This window comes from Streptomyces sp. NPDC086519 (assembly GCF_040686075.1).
Lineage (GTDB): Bacteria > Actinomycetota > Actinomycetes > Streptomycetales > Streptomycetaceae > Streptomyces > Streptomyces shenzhenensis.
In genome coordinates this window covers 217576-235820 of the sequence record NZ_JBFBJL010000003.1, presented here as the reverse complement: position 1 = coordinate 235820, position 18245 = coordinate 217576, and the positions used below count along the sequence as shown (strand labels likewise).

The 18245-nt window shown below is 70.2% G+C and carries 28 protein-coding genes; 14 read left to right on the top strand and 14 right to left on the bottom strand.

Features of this window, described 5'->3' with window-relative positions; translation table 11 throughout:
* Positions 1 to 12: 12 nt before the first annotated feature.
* The gene (locus tag AB0P24_RS05670) at positions 13 to 2898 is read left to right on the top strand and encodes a glycoside hydrolase family 2 TIM barrel-domain containing protein (protein WP_365790932.1); all 2886 of its coding nucleotides are present in this window, start codon (positions 13 to 15) and stop codon (positions 2896 to 2898) included.
* Between the two features lie 50 nt (positions 2899 to 2948).
* Here the strand turns inward: AB0P24_RS05670 and AB0P24_RS05665 are convergent, their stop codons facing one another.
* The 3 genes from AB0P24_RS05665 to AB0P24_RS05655 all read right to left on the bottom strand — a co-directional run bounded on the left by AB0P24_RS05665 (position 2949) and on the right by AB0P24_RS05655 (position 7769).
* Complete coding sequence (locus AB0P24_RS05665) at positions 2949 to 4823, bottom strand: glycosyltransferase family 39 protein (RefSeq protein ID WP_365790931.1); 1875 nt, start codon at positions 4821 to 4823, stop codon at positions 2949 to 2951.
* 175 nt (positions 4824 to 4998) lie between these two features.
* A complete protein-coding gene (locus AB0P24_RS05660) occupies positions 4999 to 6780 on the bottom strand; it encodes a TIM barrel protein (RefSeq protein WP_365790930.1) in 1782 nt (593 codons plus the stop codon).
* A 107-nt stretch (positions 6781 to 6887) separates the two neighbouring features.
* The gene (locus AB0P24_RS05655) at positions 6888 to 7769 is read right to left on the bottom strand and encodes a shikimate dehydrogenase (RefSeq protein WP_365790929.1); all 882 of its coding nucleotides are present in this window, start codon (positions 7767 to 7769) and stop codon (positions 6888 to 6890) included.
* 156 nt (positions 7770 to 7925) lie between these two features.
* Here AB0P24_RS05655 and AB0P24_RS05650 point away from each other — a divergent pair, with 156 nt between their 5' ends.
* From AB0P24_RS05650 to AB0P24_RS05640, 3 genes are all read left to right on the top strand, one after another.
* Positions 7926 to 8591, top strand: a complete 666-nt coding sequence (locus AB0P24_RS05650) for a TetR/AcrR family transcriptional regulator (protein ID WP_365790928.1) — start codon at positions 7926 to 7928, stop codon at positions 8589 to 8591.
* A 218-nt stretch (positions 8592 to 8809) separates the two neighbouring features.
* Complete coding sequence (locus AB0P24_RS05645; protein ID WP_365790927.1) at positions 8810 to 8947, top strand: hypothetical protein; 138 nt, start codon at positions 8810 to 8812, stop codon at positions 8945 to 8947.
* 567 nt (positions 8948 to 9514) lie between these two features.
* On the top strand, positions 9515 to 9745 hold the full coding sequence (locus AB0P24_RS05640; protein WP_365790926.1) for a helix-turn-helix transcriptional regulator: 231 nt from the start codon (positions 9515 to 9517) through the stop codon (positions 9743 to 9745).
* 278 nt (positions 9746 to 10023) lie between these two features.
* On the opposite strand, the gene AB0P24_RS05635 is transcribed toward AB0P24_RS05640, so the two are convergent.
* Complete coding sequence (locus AB0P24_RS05635; RefSeq protein WP_365790925.1) at positions 10024 to 10251, bottom strand: hypothetical protein; 228 nt, start codon at positions 10249 to 10251, stop codon at positions 10024 to 10026.
* A gap of 139 nt (positions 10252 to 10390) precedes the next feature.
* On the opposite strand from AB0P24_RS05635, the gene AB0P24_RS05630 reads away from it, so the two are divergent.
* The 3 genes from AB0P24_RS05630 (at position 10391) to AB0P24_RS05620 (ending at position 11353) form a co-directional block, all read left to right on the top strand.
* The gene (locus AB0P24_RS05630; RefSeq protein ID WP_365790924.1) at positions 10391 to 10636 is read left to right on the top strand and encodes a winged helix-turn-helix domain-containing protein; all 246 of its coding nucleotides are present in this window, start codon (positions 10391 to 10393) and stop codon (positions 10634 to 10636) included.
* Between the two features lie 34 nt (positions 10637 to 10670).
* On the top strand, positions 10671 to 10865 hold the full coding sequence (locus AB0P24_RS05625; RefSeq protein ID WP_365790923.1) for a hypothetical protein: 195 nt from the start codon (positions 10671 to 10673) through the stop codon (positions 10863 to 10865).
* Between the two features lie 254 nt (positions 10866 to 11119).
* A complete protein-coding gene (locus AB0P24_RS05620; protein WP_365790922.1) occupies positions 11120 to 11353 on the top strand; it encodes a hypothetical protein in 234 nt (77 codons plus the stop codon).
* An 84-nt stretch (positions 11354 to 11437) separates the two neighbouring features.
* Here the strand turns inward: AB0P24_RS05620 and AB0P24_RS05615 are convergent, their stop codons facing one another.
* Positions 11438 to 11566 (bottom strand): hypothetical protein, encoded by a 129-nt coding sequence (locus tag AB0P24_RS05615; protein WP_365790921.1) that lies wholly within the window; start codon positions 11564 to 11566, stop codon positions 11438 to 11440.
* 20 nt (positions 11567 to 11586) lie between these two features.
* Positions 11587 to 11811: a hypothetical protein gene (locus tag AB0P24_RS05610; protein ID WP_365790920.1), complete on the bottom strand. Its 225-nt coding sequence runs from the start codon at positions 11809 to 11811 to the stop codon at positions 11587 to 11589.
* A gap of 12 nt (positions 11812 to 11823) precedes the next feature.
* On the opposite strand from AB0P24_RS05610, the gene AB0P24_RS05605 reads away from it, so the two are divergent.
* On the top strand, positions 11824 to 12165 hold the full coding sequence (locus AB0P24_RS05605) for a DUF6233 domain-containing protein (protein WP_365790919.1): 342 nt from the start codon (positions 11824 to 11826) through the stop codon (positions 12163 to 12165).
* A 94-nt stretch (positions 12166 to 12259) separates the two neighbouring features.
* Here the strand turns inward: AB0P24_RS05605 and AB0P24_RS05600 are convergent, their stop codons facing one another.
* The 5 genes from AB0P24_RS05600 to AB0P24_RS05580 are packed head-to-tail and all read right to left on the bottom strand — an operon-like array spanning position 12260 to position 14288.
* Positions 12260 to 12490 (bottom strand): hypothetical protein, encoded by a 231-nt coding sequence (locus AB0P24_RS05600; protein WP_365790918.1) that lies wholly within the window; start codon positions 12488 to 12490, stop codon positions 12260 to 12262.
* Positions 12491 to 12495: 5 nt separating this feature from the next.
* Entirely contained in the window at positions 12496 to 13521 is a 1026-nt protein-coding gene (locus AB0P24_RS05595; protein WP_365790917.1) for a tyrosine-type recombinase/integrase, read from the bottom strand.
* Positions 13518 to 13754, bottom strand: coding sequence for a hypothetical protein (locus AB0P24_RS05590; protein WP_365790916.1), 237 nt, complete (start codon positions 13752 to 13754; stop codon positions 13518 to 13520). The genes AB0P24_RS05595 and AB0P24_RS05590 overlap by 4 nt, the downstream gene beginning before the upstream one ends.
* Positions 13755 to 13779: 25 nt before the next feature.
* A complete protein-coding gene (locus AB0P24_RS05585; RefSeq protein ID WP_365790915.1) occupies positions 13780 to 14016 on the bottom strand; it encodes a hypothetical protein in 237 nt (78 codons plus the stop codon).
* Complete coding sequence (locus tag AB0P24_RS05580) at positions 14013 to 14288, bottom strand: hypothetical protein (RefSeq protein ID WP_365790914.1); 276 nt, start codon at positions 14286 to 14288, stop codon at positions 14013 to 14015. The genes AB0P24_RS05585 and AB0P24_RS05580 overlap by 4 nt, the downstream gene beginning before the upstream one ends.
* An 85-nt stretch (positions 14289 to 14373) precedes the next feature.
* On the opposite strand from AB0P24_RS05580, the gene AB0P24_RS05575 reads away from it, so the two are divergent.
* The 6 genes from AB0P24_RS05575 (at position 14374) to AB0P24_RS05550 (ending at position 16419) form a co-directional block, all read left to right on the top strand.
* A complete protein-coding gene (locus AB0P24_RS05575) occupies positions 14374 to 14817 on the top strand; it encodes a hypothetical protein (RefSeq protein ID WP_365790913.1) in 444 nt (147 codons plus the stop codon).
* A 315-nt stretch (positions 14818 to 15132) separates the two neighbouring features.
* Complete coding sequence (locus AB0P24_RS05570) at positions 15133 to 15276, top strand: hypothetical protein (protein ID WP_365790912.1); 144 nt, start codon at positions 15133 to 15135, stop codon at positions 15274 to 15276.
* Entirely contained in the window at positions 15273 to 15581 is a 309-nt protein-coding gene (locus AB0P24_RS05565; RefSeq protein WP_365790911.1) for a hypothetical protein, read from the top strand. The genes AB0P24_RS05570 and AB0P24_RS05565 overlap by 4 nt, the downstream gene beginning before the upstream one ends.
* A 2-nt stretch (positions 15582 to 15583) precedes the next feature.
* The gene (locus AB0P24_RS05560) at positions 15584 to 15865 is read left to right on the top strand and encodes a hypothetical protein (protein ID WP_365790910.1); all 282 of its coding nucleotides are present in this window, start codon (positions 15584 to 15586) and stop codon (positions 15863 to 15865) included.
* Positions 15866 to 15867: 2 nt separating this feature from the next.
* The gene (locus AB0P24_RS05555) at positions 15868 to 16131 is read left to right on the top strand and encodes a hypothetical protein (RefSeq protein ID WP_365790909.1); all 264 of its coding nucleotides are present in this window, start codon (positions 15868 to 15870) and stop codon (positions 16129 to 16131) included.
* A gap of 6 nt (positions 16132 to 16137) precedes the next feature.
* Positions 16138 to 16419 (top strand): hypothetical protein, encoded by a 282-nt coding sequence (locus tag AB0P24_RS05550; protein WP_365790908.1) that lies wholly within the window; start codon positions 16138 to 16140, stop codon positions 16417 to 16419.
* Positions 16420 to 16663: 244 nt separating this feature from the next.
* On the opposite strand, the gene AB0P24_RS05545 is transcribed toward AB0P24_RS05550, so the two are convergent.
* From AB0P24_RS05545 to AB0P24_RS05535, 3 genes are all read right to left on the bottom strand, one after another.
* Positions 16664 to 16873, bottom strand: coding sequence for a hypothetical protein (locus AB0P24_RS05545; RefSeq protein WP_365790907.1), 210 nt, complete (start codon positions 16871 to 16873; stop codon positions 16664 to 16666).
* Between the two features lie 642 nt (positions 16874 to 17515).
* Positions 17516 to 17863 carry a hypothetical protein gene (locus tag AB0P24_RS05540; RefSeq protein ID WP_365790906.1) on the bottom strand — a complete coding sequence of 116 codons (348 nt, stop codon included), beginning with the start codon at positions 17861 to 17863 and terminating at the stop codon, positions 17516 to 17518.
* Between the two features lie 27 nt (positions 17864 to 17890).
* A complete protein-coding gene (locus AB0P24_RS05535) occupies positions 17891 to 18244 on the bottom strand; it encodes a hypothetical protein (RefSeq protein ID WP_365790905.1) in 354 nt (117 codons plus the stop codon).
* Position 18245: the final 1 nt, after the last annotated feature.

Below are 18245 nucleotides of genomic sequence, written 5' to 3'. Positions count from 1 at the left end.
ACCTGGAGACCGATGTCTTTCCGCTCTGCCACGGCTGTCGACCACGTCGAGGACGTCTCACCGGGCTCCGGGGCCCTGCCGCCCCGCGCCTGGTACCCGGCCTCGGACGCCATGTCCCTCTCCTTGAACGGCAGTTGGCGCTTCAGGCTGTCGCCGACGGCGGACGCCGAGGACGACTCGTTCGCCGAGCCGGGGTACGACGCCGACGGCTGGGCGGAGGTCTCGGTCCCGGGGCACTGGGTGCTCCAGGGGCACGGCGCGCCGATCTACACGAACCACCTCTACCCGTTCCCGGTCGATCCGCCCAGGGTCCCGACCGAGAACCCCACCGGTGATCACCTGCGGTTCTTCGACCTGCCCGACGGCTGGGACGTGGCGGACGGCGGGGCGGTCCTGCGCTTCGACGGTGTCGAGTCCTGCGCCCGGGTGTGGCTGAACGGCACGGACATCGGCGAGTTCAAGGGCTCCCGGCTGCCGCACGAGTTCGCCGTCGGCCATCTGCTGCTGCCGGCCGGGAACGTGCTCGCCGTCCGCGTCCACCAGTGGTCGGCCGGCTCGTATCTGGAGGACCAGGACCAGTGGTGGCTGCCGGGCATCTTCCGGGACGTGACGCTGCTGCACCGCCCGGCCGGCAGCGCCCTGGACTTCTTCGTGCACGCCTCCTACGACCATGTCACCGGCGCGGGCACGCTGCGCGTCGACTCCGACGTGGACGGCCGGGTCACGGTACCGGAGCTGGGCATCGACATCGCCACCGGCGAGCCGGCGGCCGTCCCGGTCGAGGCGTGGACGGCCGAGACCCCGAGGCTGTACAGCGGGGTGCTGGCCACCGAGGGCGAGCGGGTGCCGTTGCGCATCGGCTTCCGGACGGTGGAACTGGCCGACGGGCTGATCAAGGTCAACGGGAAGGCGGTCCTTTTCAAGGGTGTCAACCGGCACGAGTGGCACCCGGAGCACGGGCGCGCCCTCGACCTGGAGACCATGCGGGCGGACGTGCTGCTGATGAAGCGGCACAACATCAACGCGGTCCGCACCTCCCACTACCCGCCCCACCCGGCCTTCCTCGACCTGTGCGACGAGTACGGCCTGTGGGTGATCGACGAGTGCGACCTGGAGACCCACGGCTTCACCGAGCAGGCCTGGCGGGACAACCCGGTCGACGACGACCGCTGGACCCCGGCGCTGCTCGACCGGGCCGCCCGGATGGTCGAGCGCGACAAGAACCATCCGTCGGTGGTGATCTGGTCCCTGGGCAACGAGGCCGGCACCGGCCGGGGCCTGACCGCGATGGCCGAGTGGATCCACGGCCGGGACGCCTCCCGGCTCGTGCACTACGAGGGTGACATCGACTGCCGTGACACGGACGTCTACTCGCGGATGTACGCCGACCACGCCGAGGTCGAACGGATCGGCCGGGGCCTGGACGGAGGCACCCACAAGCGCCGTGAACTCCCCTTCATCCTCTGCGAGTACGGGCACGCCATGGGTAACGGCCCCGGTGGCCTCGCCGACTACCAGCGGATCTTCGAGTCGTACGACCGGCTCCAGGGCGGCTTCATCTGGGAGTGGATCGACCACGGCATCAAGGACGACCGCTACGGCTACGCGTACGGCGGGGACTTCGGCGAGGAGCTGCACGACGGGAACTTCGTCTGCGACGGACTGGTCTTCCCCGACCGGCGGCCCTCCCCGGGGCTGGTGGAGTACAAGAAGGTGATCGAGCCCGTCCGCATCGAGGGCGACGGCGCCACCGTCCGCGTCACCAACAGGCAGGACTTCGCCGATCTGACCGCGCTGGACTTCGAGTGGTCGTACCAGGTCGGCGGCGAGACCGTCGAGTCGGGCCGTCTTGCCGTACCGGCCCTGGCGGCCGGTGAGTCGGCGGAGGTGAAGCTGCCGGAGCCGCCCGTCGCCACCGGCAGCGGCGAGACCCAGTGGACGGTACGCGCCCTGCTGGCGGCGGACACCGCCTGGGGGCCGCGCGGCCATGTGGTGGCCTGGGGGCAGATCCCCGTCTCGGGGCGGCAGGTGCCGGCCTTCGCCGCCGCCGCGGGACCGGTGGTGTCCGGCGACGGGGTGATCACCCTGGGCCCGGCCGTCTTCGACGCCCGTAGCGGCGCGCTGCGCGGCATCGGTTCGGTGCCGGTGACCGGAGTGCGACTGGACGTGTGGCGGGCGACGACCGACAACGACGACGGCGCGGCCTGGCAGAGCGACATCCGCTACGGCGCGCTGTGGCGCAAGTTCGGTCTGCACCGCATGCGGCACCGCCTGGACGCGGTGGAGCCGGCCGACGACGCCCTGACCGTGCGCACCCGGGTGGCACCCGCCGCCTGGGAGTTCGGGCTGGTGACCGTCTACCGCTGGACCACGGACGGCGACCGCCTCCGGCTCACCGTGTCCGTCACCCCCGACGGCGACTGGACGGTGCCGCTGCCCCGGCTCGGGATCCGCTTCGGGCTGTCGGCCGCCGACCGTGTGCGGTGGTTCGGCGGCGGGCCGGGCGAGGCGTATCCGGACACCAGGTCGGCGTCGATGGTGGGCCGTTGGCAGTCGACGGTGGACGACCTGCAGACGCCGTACGTCCGTCCGCAGGAGAACGGCGCCCGCGCGGACGTCCGCTGGGCGGAGATCGGCGGGCTGCGGATCGAGGGCGACCCGGAGTTCTGGTTCACGGCCCGTCGCTGGACCACCGAGCAGCTGGACGCGGCCGCTCACCGCAGCGACCTCACCCCGGGCACCGCGTCCGAGAGCGGCTCCGCCGCGGGCGTGTGGGTCAACCTGGACCACGGCCAGCACGGCATCGGTTCGCAGTCCTGCGGTCCGGGCGTGCTGCCGCAGTACCAACTGCACGCCCAGCCGGCCGAGTTCTCCTTCGTGTTCTCGGAGATCGGCTGATCCGCACCGCCCTGGAAGGCCCCGTGCGTGGTCCGGGGCCTTCGGCCTGCTCAGCGTCCGTGCCCGGCGGCCTCGCAGCGGTACAGGGTGTAGCGGGCGACGTGGACCGGCGAGCAGTGGCCGATGGCCCAGCGGACCAGGGCCCGGCCCGGGGTCTTCGCGCCCCGGGCCCGGTGGGTGAGGTCGGCCGCGGAGAGCAGGACGTAGTGGAGCCGGCCGGTGTCGATCAGGTGGTGGAAGGTGCCGGGCGCGGGATACGGCACCCGCGCGGTGAAGCCGCCGATGGGGAGGATGGAGGCGTTGTCCGAGAGGATGTACGGTGCCGCCATCTGCCAGCGGGGCACGGCGGCCAGGTAACGGGCGCCGTCGCGGTGGGCGACGAGGTAGGCGAGGACGCGCCGCTGGGCCGGGTTCAGGGCGGAGGCGCCGTTGCGGGTGGCGATGCTGCCCGGGCCGATCCGGCCGAACCCGCCGGGCTGGTTGTAGCGCAGGGAGGTCGCGGACGCGGACCAGACGGCGGGGACGACCAGGACGGCCGCGAGGGCGACGGCCAGGGCGGCCCGGCGCGGACGTGACCCGCCGACGGCGAGGAGGACCAGGGCCGGCAGGGCCAGGACCGCGGCGACGCCGGCCGACCAGGTGAAGAAGCCCGGGTAGTGCAGCGTGAGGGCCGCGCACCAGCCGACGTCGACGGCGAGGACGGCGCACAGGACGCCCCGGCGCCGCACCCGGGTCACGGCCGTCGCGGCCAGGGCCGACAGACCGACCGCCACCACCCCCATGTAGTAGGTGTGTCCGGTCACGCTGCCGAAGCTGAAGACCAGGAAGAACGTCACCAGCCAGACGCCCCACAGCAGGTACCCGGCCAGGAAGGGATCGGTGCGCCGCGGGCGGCGGCGCCACAGCGTGACCAGCCCGGCGGCCAGGCCCAGCGCCGCCAGCGGGTACAGCCAGCCCGTCTGGCTGGCCAGGCCGGGGCTGAACATCTTCCAGACGCTGTTCCCCATCCCCGCCGAGGCCCTGCCGTGCGCCGGGGCGGCGACGATGCTCCCGGTGCCGGCCGCGTCGACGCCCAGCGCCTGGAAGCGGGTCAGGAAGTTGTAGCCGACGACCAGCGCGACCGGCGAGTTGTCGGTCGTGCCGTCGAGGTAGGGACGGTCGGCGGCCGGGGTGAGACCGGCGGCCAGCATCCACGACAGGGACACCGCCAGCATGACCGCCCCGGACACGGCGAGGTCCCGGATCCGGCGGCGCACCGTGGTCGGAGCGGCCACCAGGTACGTCACGGCCAGCGCGGGCAGCACCGCCCAGGCCTCCAGCATCTTGCACTGGAAGGCCACCCCGACCCAGACGCCCGCCAGGACGAGGGTGCGCAGCCGGGCGCGGGCGGTGGCCCGCTGGGTGGCCTCGGCGGCCAGCAGCAACAGCAGGACGAACGGCGCGTCCTCGGTGACCGACCGGCCGAGGCCCACGGTCACCGGGGTGAGCGTGAGGAAGGCGGCGGCCAGCAGACCGGCCGGTACGCCGGCCCAGCGCCGTACCACCACATGGAGCAGGACCACCGCGGCCACGCCCTCCACGGCCTGCGGGATCACCAGGGACCACGGGTGGAAGCCGAAGACCAGCGCCGACAGGGCCTGCGGCCACAGGAAGCCGGGCAGCTTGTCCAGGGTGATGGAGCCAGCCGGGTCGAAGGAGCCGTAGAGGAAGGCGACCGGGTTGTCGGTCATGCTGCGCACCGCGCTCGCGTAGAAGGAGTGGTACGCGCTGTGCCAGATCCCCCAGAAGAAGAGCAGCGCGGCGACGGTGGCGATGCCGGCGAGGATCGGGCGCTCGTAGCGCTGGGTACGGCTCCGTGGCCGGGCCGGTGAGGGCGGCGGCCCCCCGGCACGGACGAGCGGCTCGGCGCTGACAGGGCTCGGCATCGCGGACGGCCTCCAGGACTCCCGGTGTCCAGGGCTTCCAGAACGCCCCGGAGTGCTACGGCCTGTAGGACGACTGGATCCCGGCGAACGTCACGTCCGGAATGTCAAGGAACATGCAGGATATTCGTGAGTGGCGGTCATGGAAGCGTTAAGAATCCTGAACCCTGCCGGTGCCTCACCGCCCGGCGTGCTGGGCCGCGAGCCGCACCGGGGCGTTCTGGGCGCCGTATCCGCGATACCCCGGATCCCGCTCGACCAGTTCGAAGAACACCCGGCCCACCGTCCGGGTGTAGCAGTGCCGGAAGACACCGCCCGCGTCGCGGTCGTAGAGGATGCCGAGGTCGCGGTACGTGTCCAGCTCCCCGTCGGCGAACTCGTACCGGGCGGCGAGGTCGTCGTGGTAGTTGGCGGGGACGGGCAGCAGACGGCCACCGGCCGCACGGAAGGCCCGGGCGGCGGCGACCACGTCCTCGACGGCCAGGGCGATGTGCTGGGCGTGCAGGGTGTCGTCGGCCGGTGCCGCGCCGACCCCGAGGGCGATCCGGACGCTGCCGTCGGCGTTGGTGACGGCGCGGGAGCGCAGCAGCCCGTAGGGATCGGCGACGTCGACGCTCTCCTGGGCACGCAGGCCGAGGACGCTGCGGTGGAAGAGGGTCGCCTCGTCGTACTGGTGCCAGGGCTGGACGAGCGCGAGGTGGTCGATGCGCGCCGCCGACGGCCCCGGCTCGTACGGCACCTCGGCGAAGTCGGCCCGCCAGTCGGGGAGTTCGGGGTCGCGGCCGGTGGCGCAGAAGAACAGTTCGGTGCCGTCGGGCGCGGCGACCGCGTCGAGCGGGACGTCCTCGGGGGCCCGGCGGCGGGGCAGCACGGGGGCGAGCAGGGCCTCGGCCCGGCGGGCGGCGGCCCGCGGGTCCGGTGACTCCAGGCCGATCGCGGCGAGCCCGGTACCGTCGCGGCGGACGGCGGGACCGGTGTTGAGCAGGATCCGGGCCTCGCCGCGTTCCCACAGGTCGACGGGCTTGCTCCGATGACGCGCGGTCCGGGCGAAGCCGAGGGCGCCGAGCAGCGCCGAGACCGGCTCGGCGTCGGGGGTGACGAGTTCGGCGAACGCGATCCCCGTCGGCACGACGGGCGGGGGCAACTCCCCCACTCCGACGGCCTCTTGCAGCACCAGCAGCGAGCGGTGCGCGTCGACGGCGGTCGGGCCGGCCTCGGCCTGCCGGAAGACGTCGTTGAAGACTTCGAGGGAGAGCGGCCCGTCGTACCCGGTCCGCAGCACATGGCGGACGAGCCCGGCCACGTCGAACCCGCCCTGGCCCGGGAAGCAGCGGTAGTGACGGCTCCACTGGAGCACGTCCATGGCGAGAAGCGGGGCGTCGGCCAGTTGCAGGAAGAAGATCTTCTCGCCGGGGATGTCCTCGATGCCCTTCGGATCGGACCCCCGGGAGAGGATGTGGAAGCTGTCGAGGCAGGTCCCGAGGGCGGGGTGCCCGGCCGCCTCGACGATCCGCCAGGCATGGTCGTACGTACTGACGTGCCGCCCCCAGGCGAGCGCCTCGTAGGCGACGCGGATGCCGAAGTCCTGGGCGAGCGTCGCCAGGTGGCCGAGCTGCTCGGCCGCGAGACCGTCGTCGTCGATCGCGGCCGGGGAAACGGAGGAACAGACGAGAACGGTGTCGGCCCCCAGCTCCCTCATCAGCGCGAACTTGTGCCGGGCACGGCGGAGGTTGCGCGCGAACTCGTCGGCGGGGACTGCTTCGATGTCCCGCACGGGCTGGTAGAGGTCGACGGAGAGCCCCAGGTCGGCACAGCGAGCGCGGATCTCGCGGGGCGGGAGCGGACTGGCGAGCAGGTCGTTCTCAAAGATCTCGACGCCTTCGAACCCGGCTCGGGAGGCGGCGGTGAGCTTTTCGGTGAGAGACCCACTGAGCGAAACGGTGGCAATGGAAGTACGCACGACCTTTTTCCTCACCTGCATGACAGCGCCCCGTCAGGGGCGCGGGGCTGTCTCGACGTGCGGCTGCCGCCGCGTGGGCGCGACCGGCCGCGACCGGCCCGCACCAGTCACACGACCTGCCCCGCCGGCCGCTCACCCAGCTCCCCGATGTCGGCCAGCATCCGGCCGCTGTCCGCCTCCCTGCCCGTGAACAACCGAAACGCGTCCGCGGCCTGGAACACGGCCATCCCGCCCCCGTCCAGCACGGCGCACCCCAACGCCCGTGCGGTCCGCACCAGTTCCGTCTCCAGGGGCCGGTACACCACTTCGGCCACCCACAACCCGGGGCGCAGCAACTCCGCGGGCAGCGGCAGCCCCGGATGCGCGGCCATCCCGGTCGGCGTCGCATGCACCAGCCCGTCCGCACCGGCCAGCAGTTCCGGCAGCCGGTCCAGGCCCGCGGGGACCGCGCGCCCCGCGCCGAAGTACTGGTTCAGGGACCCCGCAAGATCGACGGCCCGGTCGGCCAGCGCGTCCACGACGGTGACCCGCTCCGCCCCCAACGTGAGCGTCGCGTGCGCCACCGCGGCCCCCGCGCCCCCGGCGCCGAGCTGCACGACGCTCTCCAGCGGAGCGTCCGGCAGCCCCCGCGCGAACGACGCCGCGAACCCGGTCACGTCCGTGTTGTGGCCGACGGCCCTCCCGTCGGCCTCGAAGACCACCGTGTTGACCGCGCCGAGCGCCTCGGCCTGCGGGGCGAGGGCGTCCAGGTGCTCGATGACCAGCTGCTTGCAGGGGTGCGTGATGTTGAGTCCGTCGAAGCCGAGGTCCCGCGCGGCCCGCACCAGCTCCCCCACGGCCTGCGGCGGCACGCCGAGCACGTCGAGGTCGATCAGCCGGTACAGGTACCGCAGCCCCTGCCGGCCGGCCTCCCGCTCGTGCAGGGCCGGGCTGAGCGAGGGGCCGATGCCGGAACCGATCAGTCCGACGAGATACGAGTCCTTGGCCACGTGGCCCTCCCGAGCAGCATCGCTAATGTACGAACTAGTACGTTAGCTATAGCACCCGGGGTGACAGCATGGGAAGCCTCTTCGGGAACGCCACCGCGACGGGCTTCTACAATCTGCGGCACCGGCTGTCCCCCGAAGGAACCCGATAGGAACCCGATGACCAGCGTCGAAGAACCGGCACGGACCAACGGGCGGCTGCGCGACGCCGCCCGCACACAGGCCGAGATCCTCGACGTGGCCACCCAGGAGTTCGCCCGGGCCGGCTACGACGGGGCCCGCGTCGACGAGATCGCGGCCCGCACCCGCACCACGAAGCGGATGATCTACTACTACTTCGGCGGCAAGGAGCAGTTGTTCACGGCGGTCCTGGAGCGCGCGTACGGGGTGATCCGCGAGGCCGAGCAGCAACTGGACGTCGAGCACCTGGACCCGGTCGCGGCGATCCGCCGGCTCGCCGAGCTGACCTTCGACCACCACGAGCAGCACCCGGACTTCATCCGCCTGGTCAGCATCGAGAACATCCACGGCGCCGAGCACATCGCGGCCTCCGCGAAGCTCGGCAGGATGGGCTCGCCGGCGCTTGAGGTGATCCGCCGGATCCTGGCCGCCGGGCAGGAGTCCGGCCTGTTCACGGCCGACGTCGACGCCGTGGACCTGCACGCGATGATCAGTTCGTTCTGCTTCTTCCGGGTGGCGAACCGGCACACCTTCGGCGTCCTCTTCGGCCGTGACCTGGTGGACCCGGCGCAGCGCGCGCACTACCGGGCCATGCTCGGCGACATGGTGATCGCCTACCTCACCGCGGAGCGCGCGGCGGGCTGAGCGCGCGGGCCGCCGGACACCCGGCGGGACCGGACGGCTCCGGCGCAGCCTCTTGACACCGGGGAAACGCGAGCGCAACATCCGTACCCATCGCGACTAACTACCCAGTGGGTTAATTAGCACCGCCCCCTGGTCCGCCGACCCGTCATCCCTGGGAACCGGCCTTCTCCCCCGCCGCTCACTCCGCTTACGTTGGAGTTCCCCGAAGGAGCACCGCCGTGTCCGTCCCCGCCCAGTCCGCCGCCACCGCCGTACCACCCGGTGGCCAGCCGAGGAAGGCCGCCCTGGCCGCCTGGATCGGCAGCGCCCTGGAGTACTACGACTTCTTCATGCTGAATGGCTGCTCGATTCTCTGAGCGAGCGGTTTGAAGTAGCTCCTCCTCTCTAGCTGGCACTATGCCGGGAAACTGTGGTCATCTGGTGCCATGTATAGCCAGGTGTGGCCGTGATCGTTTCCCACTCGTTTCCCAGTGACAGACTGTCCCTGGGACGAGTGCTTTGAAGCGCCGGGCCCGACTCCCCTGAGAACGCCCTTCGAGGCGATGTTGGGAGTCGGGCCCGGCTTCTTCTTTCAACGAGTGTCCCGTACACCGATAACGGCCCACGGCTCACTCGTCCGCACGGGTGCCCGGAACCCGCACTGGTCCACCTCCTAGCCGGGGGTAAACGGCCAGGCGGCGGTCCACTCGGCGCCGCGACGTTCAGGCATCCGCGGCGCCGAAGCATTTGCGGTTGGAACATTTGTTCGAGCGTCGACACTACCCCTCGCTCTTCGGCATATGCCAGATCGCAGGGTGGCCAGCGAGGGGCCCCTCGCTCGTTCTACGGCGGGGGAAGGGGCGTCCGTCGCGCCACTTTCATGATCGAAGAATGCCGCAAATCTGCTGCTGACTTATGATCATGGCCCCTGAACGGTTGAGTCCGTGCCAGCCGATCAGCCCCAGTGGGTTCTCGACGCCCGCCGGGCCGCGGGCGACCGCATCCGCGTGCGGCGGCTGCACATGAACATGACCCAGGAGTCCCTCGCCCACGCCGCCGACCTGGACCGGTCGACCGTCCAGCGCATGGAGGCCGGCTCCGAGATGAAACTCAGCCACCTCCTGCATGTGGCGCACGCCCTGCGGGTGCATGTGACGGACCTCCTCCACGGCTGATCAGCAGGATGCGCGCGCCCTAAGCGGCTGCTCTCCTGCTGACCGGAATTCAACACAGCTACCAGCCGTAATGGAAGGTGTTCGCCCCATTCATCTACACAGTTTCCATACATTCACCCCATTGACTAATGACGCCGCGACAGGCTCTGGCCAGAGCTTTCCTTTGACGCAAGATCGAATGGGCGGTTAGTCCGAGTTTGACGTGAATCTCGAAGCCGGCGTCTTGTCACGCCCTCGACGGCACCGATGCACGCATTGCGCCACCGGTACGCCCGACCTCAACCCACCTGACGGGCCGCCCGGTTCGCTATGCCCATGTACGTGCCCCACAGCACCCCGGCAACCTCGCAGGCCCGCCCAGGGTCCCGGCAGTCGTCGCAGGCGATGGCGTGCCGGGTGTAGGCGGCGTAGGCCTCCTGGACCGGGCTCAGCCGGGAGCCGGCGCTCGCCAGCGGCGGCTGGCCGGCGTCTTGGCCGTCAGGTGGTGGATCCCTACGCTCGTCCATGGCGGCGCTCCGGTCAGTGTCGTCCACGCCCCCGGGTCGGTCGCACGGCCGCGGGGGTCTGTCTTGGCGCAGGTTTACTGCGGTCTACCGCACTGTACTGCGGTCGCGCCGTGTACTGCGGCTATCTAGCGTCAACTGTGTGAGCACTGATCTTGACCGGACGAGGCCGATCTGGCGGCAGATCGCGGCGATCGTGCAGGCCCGCATCGAAGACGGCACCTACCCGGCCGGGTCACGGGTTCCCTCGGTCGTGGAGCTGTCCACCGAGTTCAACGTGGCGGCGTCCACCGCGCAGAAGGTGCTCGCCCATCTCAAGGCGGAGGGGCTGGTGCGGGCTGAGGTGGGGCTCGGGACGTTCGTTGAGCCGCCCGCCGGTTCGTCGTAGCCCGCTGTCAGAGCCCGCGGATACGATCAGCAGCATGACCCCCTCTCCCCCGGCGCGGGATCCTGTGCGGCTGTCGGCTGCTGAGCTCAATGAGCGGATCCGTGCGTTCTGGACTGGGCCGGGCGGGCATCCGGCGGTGGGGCTGACGGATGCGCAGCGGGAGGAGTACGGGCGGCTGCTGGCCGCGCTCCGGGAGGCTGAGCGCGGGGACGTCGTCGAAGCCGCTTAGCGTTGATCCTCGGGGAGTAGGCGGCGCAGTCGGCTGAGTTCGGCGAGTAGATCACCGATAGCTGCGCGAGCGCCTTGAGCTGCCAGCGTGTCTTCGCATCCGAGATCTTCGTGGAGTTGACGGATCTGCGCCTCCCGGTTGACGTCCATCGGGGCGTCGGAGTCGATTAGCGGATGCTGACGGAAGCGAGCTGTCCAACGGCCTTCGGGCATGCGATACAGGATGCCAAAGACGGCCCAACGTAGGATCCCCGGGTGGCACGCACCTTCGAAGATCTCGTGAACCTGGGGGAGGCGGCCGTGGCCGCGCACGCCCGCCTCGCCGCCCCCGGCGCGGATCCGGCGACCGCCCGGCAAGCGTGGATCGATGCTGCCGCCGTGTTCCAGGCCGCCGTCACCGAGCACGCCGAAGCCGAAGGCAAGCCGCGGGTCGAGGTGGAGATGGCCGTAAAGAAAGCCGTCCGGCACCCGGAGACACCCGAGGGCTGACAGCAGCGCACCCTGCCGGGGTTCCACGCTCGGCAGGGTGCAGCAAACCCGACTGGAATCGCATGCCGGATAGTTGCGACAAGCCTACGCGCCGCCACTGACAACGCCGGGGCGCGTCGACAGCTGATGCTCATCGACTGGTGGCGCTTCGCCGTAGACGTCATCGAAGCCGTCCTCGTCCGGGTCGACCGTTGGGGTTTCTTCCTCGATCATCCGGCCAGAATGGCAGACGCTCAGGCCTCGTCGGGCCACTGCGTCAACGCCTCGCCCGTCTCCTCGTCGACGAGGGTGACCTGGGCGCCGGGGCGGCCGTGCTCACCGACCCAGGCGCCGAACTTCCGGCGGGCGGTCGCCTCGCTCGCCCACCAGCCGTGCTGGGCGGGCCGGCCGTCGAGGGTGAGGAGCAGGTGGTAGCGGCTGGCGGCATCCTGCGGGTGCTCCTCGGATCCGCTACCCATAGACTCGAACACATGTCCGATCTTACGCTGGTGGAGCGCCTCGCCAAACTACGGGCCGTAGAGGCGTGGCTTGACTGGCAGCTACGCCAGACCCGGCACCGGATCGAGCAGACCGAACAGCAGGTACGCGCGGCAGGCGCCTACACCACCGAGCAGGAACGCCGCGCCGGCCAAGCCGTCGGCGTCACCCTCCACACCGCCGACTGTGCTCGCATCCAGCAGCCCGTGAACATGCTCACCGAAGCTGAAGCCCGGTTCGCCCTCGCCAAAGACGCCGGATTCACACACCCCTGCGTGCACTGCCACCCGGAGAAGCAGCTGAAGCCCGACTGGAGCACCGGGGCTGACGAGTAGCCGCCCGCGGGCAGCCGCCGCAGCTGAAGGCGTGAACACGAAGGGGCCTCGTCGCGACGGGGGATGCACGACGAGGCCCAAGTTCAGTGTGGCACTACTTGGTCGGATCCAGGCGGATGTCGAGCCCGACTACGTACAGCCGCTCTCCGTCCACGCTAGGCCGGAAGGGATCTCGCTGAAACTCGACTGCGTCCTTCTTGTCGTCGAACACGTTGCGCACCTCGTTGCCGCTCAGGTAGTCGAGTGCCCGCCGCTTCGCGTCCTCTGCGCTCACGGCGACGACGTAGATGCTTCCGCTGATCGCATCGGTCGGGATGATCGGCATGTGGGCTACTCCTTCGGGGCAAGCCGCTCCCCGAGCTTGGCGGCGAGTGCATAGGCAGGATGGTTGTCGAGTTGCCGTCGGCGCCGGTTGTACCGCTGGGTGGTGCGCGGGTCGGAGTGGGAGACGGCGTCCTGGACGTCTTGGAGTGGGACGCCGTTGGCGAGGTTGTCGGTGATGAACTGGTGCCGCAGCGTGTGGGGCTTGATGCTGGCGGCTTGGGGGATTCCGGCGCGGCGGGCGAGGACGCGGAGGTGCTTCCACACCTCGGGCTGCGTCCAGCGACGGCCGGTCTCGGTGGCGAACAGTGGGCCGTCGGTGCGGTCGCCGAGGTAGGCGAGGAGAGCGTCGAGGGCGAGCGGCGGGACGGGCGCGGGCCGCTTCTTGCCGCCCTTCTGGGTGAGGGGCAGGGTGCGGTGGCCGCGGTCGTAGCCGAGTTGGTCGGCGTTGAGGGAGAGGAGTTCGTTGACGCGGGCGCCGGTGAGATAGAGGAGCATGACGAGGGCGTAGGAGCGGGGTGCCCAGTCGGCGGCGGTCTGGATGAGCCGGGTCGTCTCTGCCTCGGTCATGCCTTCGGTGGGAGAGTAGTCGGGGTCGACGTAGGGCCGGTTGACGGCGGCGAACGGGTCGCTGTCGACGGCTTGGAGCCGGGCGGCGTAGGTGTAGAAGCTTCCGGCGGCGGCGAGGGCCTGCGCCTGGGTGGTCTCGGCGGGTGGCCGTCCGTTGCGGGTGGAGGTCTTGGCGAGGTGCTTGGCGTAGGCGTCGGCGAGCGGCAGCTTGGCCTGGAGGGGGTGGATGCCGGTGCTGCGGGCGTACTCTTCCCACGCCTTGAAGGTGCGGACGTAGGCGCGCCTGGTGTGGCGGCTCTTCTGGCGGGCGATCCATCCTCCGGCGATGGTGGGGAGCGGGTCGTGGTCGCCGTAAATGCGTGCGAGGTGGCCGGCGAGGGCGCGGGCTTCGTCGGGCCAGTCGTCGCGGGGGTCGTGCCGGTCGGTCGACAGTTCCGCCGACGGGCGTGGGACGAGGGCGGTCACAGGTAGCTGTCCAGCGACAGTGGCTCGACACGGAAGCGGTGACCGCACGGCTTGAAGCCGATGAGGACTGAGCCGTCCAAGTCGCGTTGGTCGAGAATCTCCTCGCTCGCCGCGCCACACTCCCGGCACTCCGGCAGCGGCGGGTAGTCGGGCTGCTGGAGGAGCTCCTGTGTGATCTTGTTGCGTCGCTCCTCCATCTTGAACTCCAAGACGGCCATCGATGGGCGGTCCATGGGGATCCAGTCCTTCGTCACTGCTTCACTCCTCGTCGCCCAGGTTCTTGAGGTCAGGATGGTGCCGCCACATCAGGATCGCCTGAGCATCAAGGACTGCCTGACCGGCGGGTGTCGGCTCGATCGGCTTGAAGCCCTGCGCATACTCGCAGTCCGCGTCTTGGCAGGCGTGATCGTCGCCAGCAGGCCAGTAGATGAGAGGCGTCTCGTGGACCGGGCAGCGGCATCGATCGGTGCAGCGGTGCGAGGGATGCCCAGTCACGAACGGCTCCGCGGTGCGCCAGGCTTCTCGTCCCAGTAGCCGTTGTCCACGCCAGTCTCCAGGTAGCGCTGTGCGTGGGCCAGGGACGCGCCGGGATCGATCGCGGCGTGGAGGATCGCGCTGAACTCCCGATGCGCAGCAGCGTCGGCCTCGCTAAGACCCCTGCGGCACTTGCGGTCCCAGTACGCGTTCTCGGCTTCGATGCGGTCCTGGAGTTCTGCTCGCGTCAGGACATCGAGGTCCGACCGCTTGAGGCGCTTGAAGGTGGGCACTGGCCATCCTCTCTCGGTATGGGATAACTGTCATTATCAACCATAGAGTTGCCGCGAATCCAGTGCTTCGGGCACCCTGCCGCCCATGAGCGAAGAGGCCGCCAGGGGCGCCTGGACACCGCAGCAGCGCGCGCTGATGTTCATCGGCTTCGCGGCCGATCAGGTGCGAGATCTGCTGCCTTTCGTGACTGGTGAACAGTCGATCGAGCCAGCAGTCGTTGAGGTGGCATGCAAGGAGTCGTTCGTGCTGAACGTCAGGCTCATCATTGACTTCCTCACCCGCGGCAATCCACGCTTCGACATCCTCGCCAAGGACTACGCGCCGGAGTGGCGACCCGGCGAGGAGCTGAAGATCCGGCTCGACCAGTGGCACGAGTTGGCCAGCAGGCACGCCATGCATCTCTCAAGGGAACGAGTCCCCGACGACGTGCAGGACGTCGACCCGATCGGCCCGGAGGACTACCGCCAGATGGCGGCTGACTGCGTGGAAGCTCTCGTGTCGTTCCGGGCTGCTGTGGCGCGGCGGTAGCCCAGGCCCGATATGGCATGTTATCGAGAGGTCGCCCGGCCGCAGTGCCGCCACATGCAACGAGGCGCGGGCCGCCCCTCGCCAAAGGGATTGCTCTGCGGCCCGCGCCTCGCCCGGGTTGGAGTCAGGTCAAGGAGACCTCACGCATCCACCGTAGAGCGTGCGGCGGTCGCCGGCCCCGCCCGTGGCCAGGCTGGCGCGGATCTGAATCAACTCCCCGCCCGATAGCACCCAAGGGAACGTTATGCGCTACTCCACTCCATCGGTCTTGACGTTCACCCTTGACCGCAACCCAAGACTTGCTATCTTGGGTTCATGCCTACCTACCGCATGACCCTGACCATCTACACCGAGGCCGACACCGCAAGCGAGGCCAAGGCGGAGTTCCTCGCCGCGACTGAAGAGGCCGACGTCTCGTTCGGCATCGTCGACGCCGTGGAAGTTGAGGACGGCAAGTGAGCGACAAGCCCCGCCTTCTCCCGAACGGCTTCTGCTGGTGCGGCTGCGGCCGTGAGGTCGGGCTGGGCAAGTTCTTCGCCCAGGGCCACGACAAGGTGTCCGAGGCCGCACTGATGGCCGTCCGCTACGAGGCGTCCGTCGCCCGGTTCCTCGCCGAGCACGGATTCGGGCCGGACAACTCGGTGACCGAGGCCGCCGTCGCCGAGGGAGGCTGGGAGGTGTGCCCGCGCGGCTGCGGCTACGTCGGCGCCCCCGCCAGCGTCACCAACCACATCCGCAAGCACCACACGAACAAGGAGAGCTGACGATGGGATTCCCGAAGATCGTCCGCCAGACGCCGGTCAAGCACGGCGACGAGTGGGCGCTGATCGTCTCCATCATCCAGGTCGGATTCCGCGCCTACGAGACCGCCATCTTCGACGACACCCCCGAGAGGCGACTCGAAGGCTGGACGCTCGGCGACCGGATCATCGAGTCCAGCGTCGACAAGGCCAGCACCCGCGACGAGGCGATGGAGCACCACCGCGAAGCCCTGTACGCGGCCCGCACCGAAACGCCGCGCCACACGGCCAGCAGCAAGGCGGCCTGACGATGGCAGAGATCGAAGCCCAGACGATCCGCGTGCAGATCACGAGAGACAGCGAGACGTTCTTCACGGGTGACGTGCAGGTGTACCCGTGGCACATCGGCAACTACGGCGGCGACTGGACGATGTGGCTGTCGCACGTGGCCCCGGAATGGGTCGACCGGACTGCGGGCGGCATCCGCGAGGTGGCGTTCGCGGCGACCGCAACCGACCTCGGCGACGGGCGGCAGCTGGCCGATGTCCAGTTCACCCACACCACCGAGAAGTGAGGACTGATGGGCCAGCAGATCATCAAGCAGCCGGACGGGCGCCTCGCCGTGTTCTCCAGCATCGTCGACGCGTTCATCGTCGTCGACGCCACCCCGGAGGAGATCCTCGACTGGCGGGCGGAGGAAGCAGCGGCGAAGGAGCGCGAGCGCACGCAGCGGGAGTTGGACGCCGTACTCGCCGACGATCCGCGTCGGGTGTACTTCCAGTTCGCGCGCACATGGGAGGAGGCTGCACGCCTCGACCGCGAGCACGGCGGCGAATTCGAAGAGGCCGACAGCGCCGAGTGAGCGGTCCCCGCCTGCCGTTAACAGGCGGGGACCTCCCCGAACTGTAGCCGCACGACGAAGCCGCCCCCGCTCCCCTACCGCTGATGCGGCAAGGGGGGGCGGGGGCGGTGGCGTTCGGTCAGTCTTCGTCGTCGACGGGTGGCTGGGCGGGTGGTTCCCGGAACGGCCAGCGGGACAGCCAGAACGGGCGGTCGCCGTCCATGGGCCACGATGGGCCCGGCGCAGGATCAGACATGCAGGCTCCTTAGGAGGTGGGCTCGGCCGGCGGCGGATCTCCGGGGAGGTCGGCCGGCGCCGGGACCGGCTGCTCGTCGATACGGCCCATGCGCTCCAAGGAGCCAGCATCAGCGGCAGTGTCGTCGCGGCGCGGCTCCCGGGTGGTCGGCGGGTCAGCGGTGGGCGCCTCCCCGGCGACGCTCTGCACGGTGTCGGCCGCGGATACTGCTTGGGGCATCAAACCTCCTACGCGCGAGCACAGTACTGAGCACCAGCACCCCGGACTCCGGGTTCGAGGGGCTGGGCGTCGGATCCGCCGCGGCGGGTGTGCACGTGTAGTGGGTGGAGCCGTCCGAGTCGGGCGCGCACTCGTAGGTGACGCCCGCCCCGTCCGTGTACGTCCACCCGGACGGTGCCGGGCCGGTTGCGCCAGTGTCCCCGGTGTCGCCCTTCTCGCCGCGGTCGCCCTGAGGGCCTGCCGGTCCAGCCTCACCCTGGGGTCCGGCTGGGCCCGGACTGCCGGCCGCCCCGGTGGCTCCGACACCTGGTGCGCCGCTGGCTCCGGTGGCTCCGGTCTTGCCGGTGCTGCCAGGGGATCCAGTCGGTCCCGGTGGTCCGGGGGCGCCCTGGGGTCCGCGGGGTCCGGTGATGGACTGGCCCGCCTCGCCGCGGCTTCCTGGCGGTCCGGCAACCGGCTTATGACCGAGGGACTGTACCTGCCTCGCGAGCGCGTCGCGGGCCTCGTTAGAGACACGCAGGTCGTGAGAGAGGCCCTGTATCCAGATGGCGGTAGTAGCGAAGGAGCCGACCGCGACAGCCGCGACAGCCGCGTACCGCAGGTCGGCCCTGCGCCGTCTCTTCGCCGGTGAAACGTGTTCGCTCACGAACCCGCCCCCCGCGATGAGAGATACACCTGCAACAGCACGATCAACACCGGGACGATCAGCGCCGAGAAGACGAGCCGTTTGTCCGCGCGCCGCTGATCCTCCGCCTTGCGCCGTTCGACTTCTGCGTCCCGCTTCTCCTGCAGCCGTGCGGCCTCGATCGCCGCGACGCGCTCGATGACCGCGCGGTGCACCTCATCGGCGGCCCGCCGTTCCAGCTCGTACCGTTCGATGCTGACTTTCGCGTCGAGGCGTTTGGCGAGCTCACGGAAGTCCTCCTTGAGGTCCAGGCGCATGGCCTCAATGCGGTGGGCGAGCTCCGCGTTCGACGGATCGTCGGCCACGTAGTGCTCCTACGTTCAGGGAACGCTCTACTTCGCGGGCTGCGAGGCAGGCGCGGTCGGGCTCGCCGGCGACACCTGGCCGCGGGTGATGAACACGAGGACAGCCACGACGAGCGCGTTCAACGATCCGACGGTCTCCGGTGCCACGTTGAAGTGGAACGCGGCGAGCAGGGCGACGACGACGGTGACGAGGCCGGTGAACGCGGACGGTGCGATCGGCCGGGTCAGGGCTGCGGTGATGGCGGCGAACACGCCGGAGATGACGGCGACGATCGCGCCCGCCTGCTCGGTGGACAGGCCGACGTTGAAAGTGACCACCAGCGACAGGGCAGCAGAGACGATGCCCAGCACGACAGCCGGTTCTCTTCCGAAGATCTTCATG

Excerpts from the sequence above, each read along its gene's own strand:
- AB0P24_RS05670 (WP_365790932.1), top strand. The coding sequence starts at position 13 with ATGTCTTTCCGCTCTGCCACGGCTGTCGACCACGTCGAGGACGTCTCA.
- AB0P24_RS05610 (WP_365790920.1), bottom strand. The coding sequence starts at position 11,811 with ATGGGTAGCGGATCCGAGGAGCACCCGCAGGATGCCGCCAGCCGCTAC.
- AB0P24_RS05575 (WP_365790913.1), top strand. The coding sequence starts at position 14,374 with ATGAGCGAAGAGGCCGCCAGGGGCGCCTGGACACCGCAGCAGCGCGCG.
- AB0P24_RS05555 (WP_365790909.1), top strand. The coding sequence starts at position 15,868 with ATGGCAGAGATCGAAGCCCAGACGATCCGCGTGCAGATCACGAGAGAC.
- AB0P24_RS05570 (WP_365790912.1), top strand. The coding sequence starts at position 15,133 with ATGCCTACCTACCGCATGACCCTGACCATCTACACCGAGGCCGACACC.
- AB0P24_RS05550 (WP_365790908.1), top strand. The coding sequence starts at position 16,138 with ATGGGCCAGCAGATCATCAAGCAGCCGGACGGGCGCCTCGCCGTGTTC.
- AB0P24_RS05665 (WP_365790931.1), bottom strand. The coding sequence starts at position 4,823 with ATGCCGAGCCCTGTCAGCGCCGAGCCGCTCGTCCGTGCCGGGGGGCCG.
- AB0P24_RS05535 (WP_365790905.1), bottom strand. The coding sequence starts at position 18,244 with ATGAAGATCTTCGGAAGAGAACCGGCTGTCGTGCTGGGCATCGTCTCT.
- AB0P24_RS05635 (WP_365790925.1), bottom strand. The coding sequence starts at position 10,251 with ATGGACGAGCGTAGGGATCCACCACCTGACGGCCAAGACGCCGGCCAG.
- AB0P24_RS05605 (WP_365790919.1), top strand. The coding sequence starts at position 11,824 with ATGTCCGATCTTACGCTGGTGGAGCGCCTCGCCAAACTACGGGCCGTA.
- AB0P24_RS05560 (WP_365790910.1), top strand. The coding sequence starts at position 15,584 with ATGGGATTCCCGAAGATCGTCCGCCAGACGCCGGTCAAGCACGGCGAC.
- AB0P24_RS05615 (WP_365790921.1), bottom strand. The coding sequence starts at position 11,566 with ATGATCGAGGAAGAAACCCCAACGGTCGACCCGGACGAGGACGGCTTC.
- AB0P24_RS05545 (WP_365790907.1), bottom strand. The coding sequence starts at position 16,873 with ATGCCCCAAGCAGTATCCGCGGCCGACACCGTGCAGAGCGTCGCCGGG.
- AB0P24_RS05650 (WP_365790928.1), top strand. The coding sequence starts at position 7,926 with ATGACCAGCGTCGAAGAACCGGCACGGACCAACGGGCGGCTGCGCGAC.
- AB0P24_RS05625 (WP_365790923.1), top strand. The coding sequence starts at position 10,671 with ATGACCCCCTCTCCCCCGGCGCGGGATCCTGTGCGGCTGTCGGCTGCT.
- AB0P24_RS05590 (WP_365790916.1), bottom strand. The coding sequence starts at position 13,754 with ATGGACCGCCCATCGATGGCCGTCTTGGAGTTCAAGATGGAGGAGCGA.
- AB0P24_RS05600 (WP_365790918.1), bottom strand. The coding sequence starts at position 12,490 with ATGCCGATCATCCCGACCGATGCGATCAGCGGAAGCATCTACGTCGTC.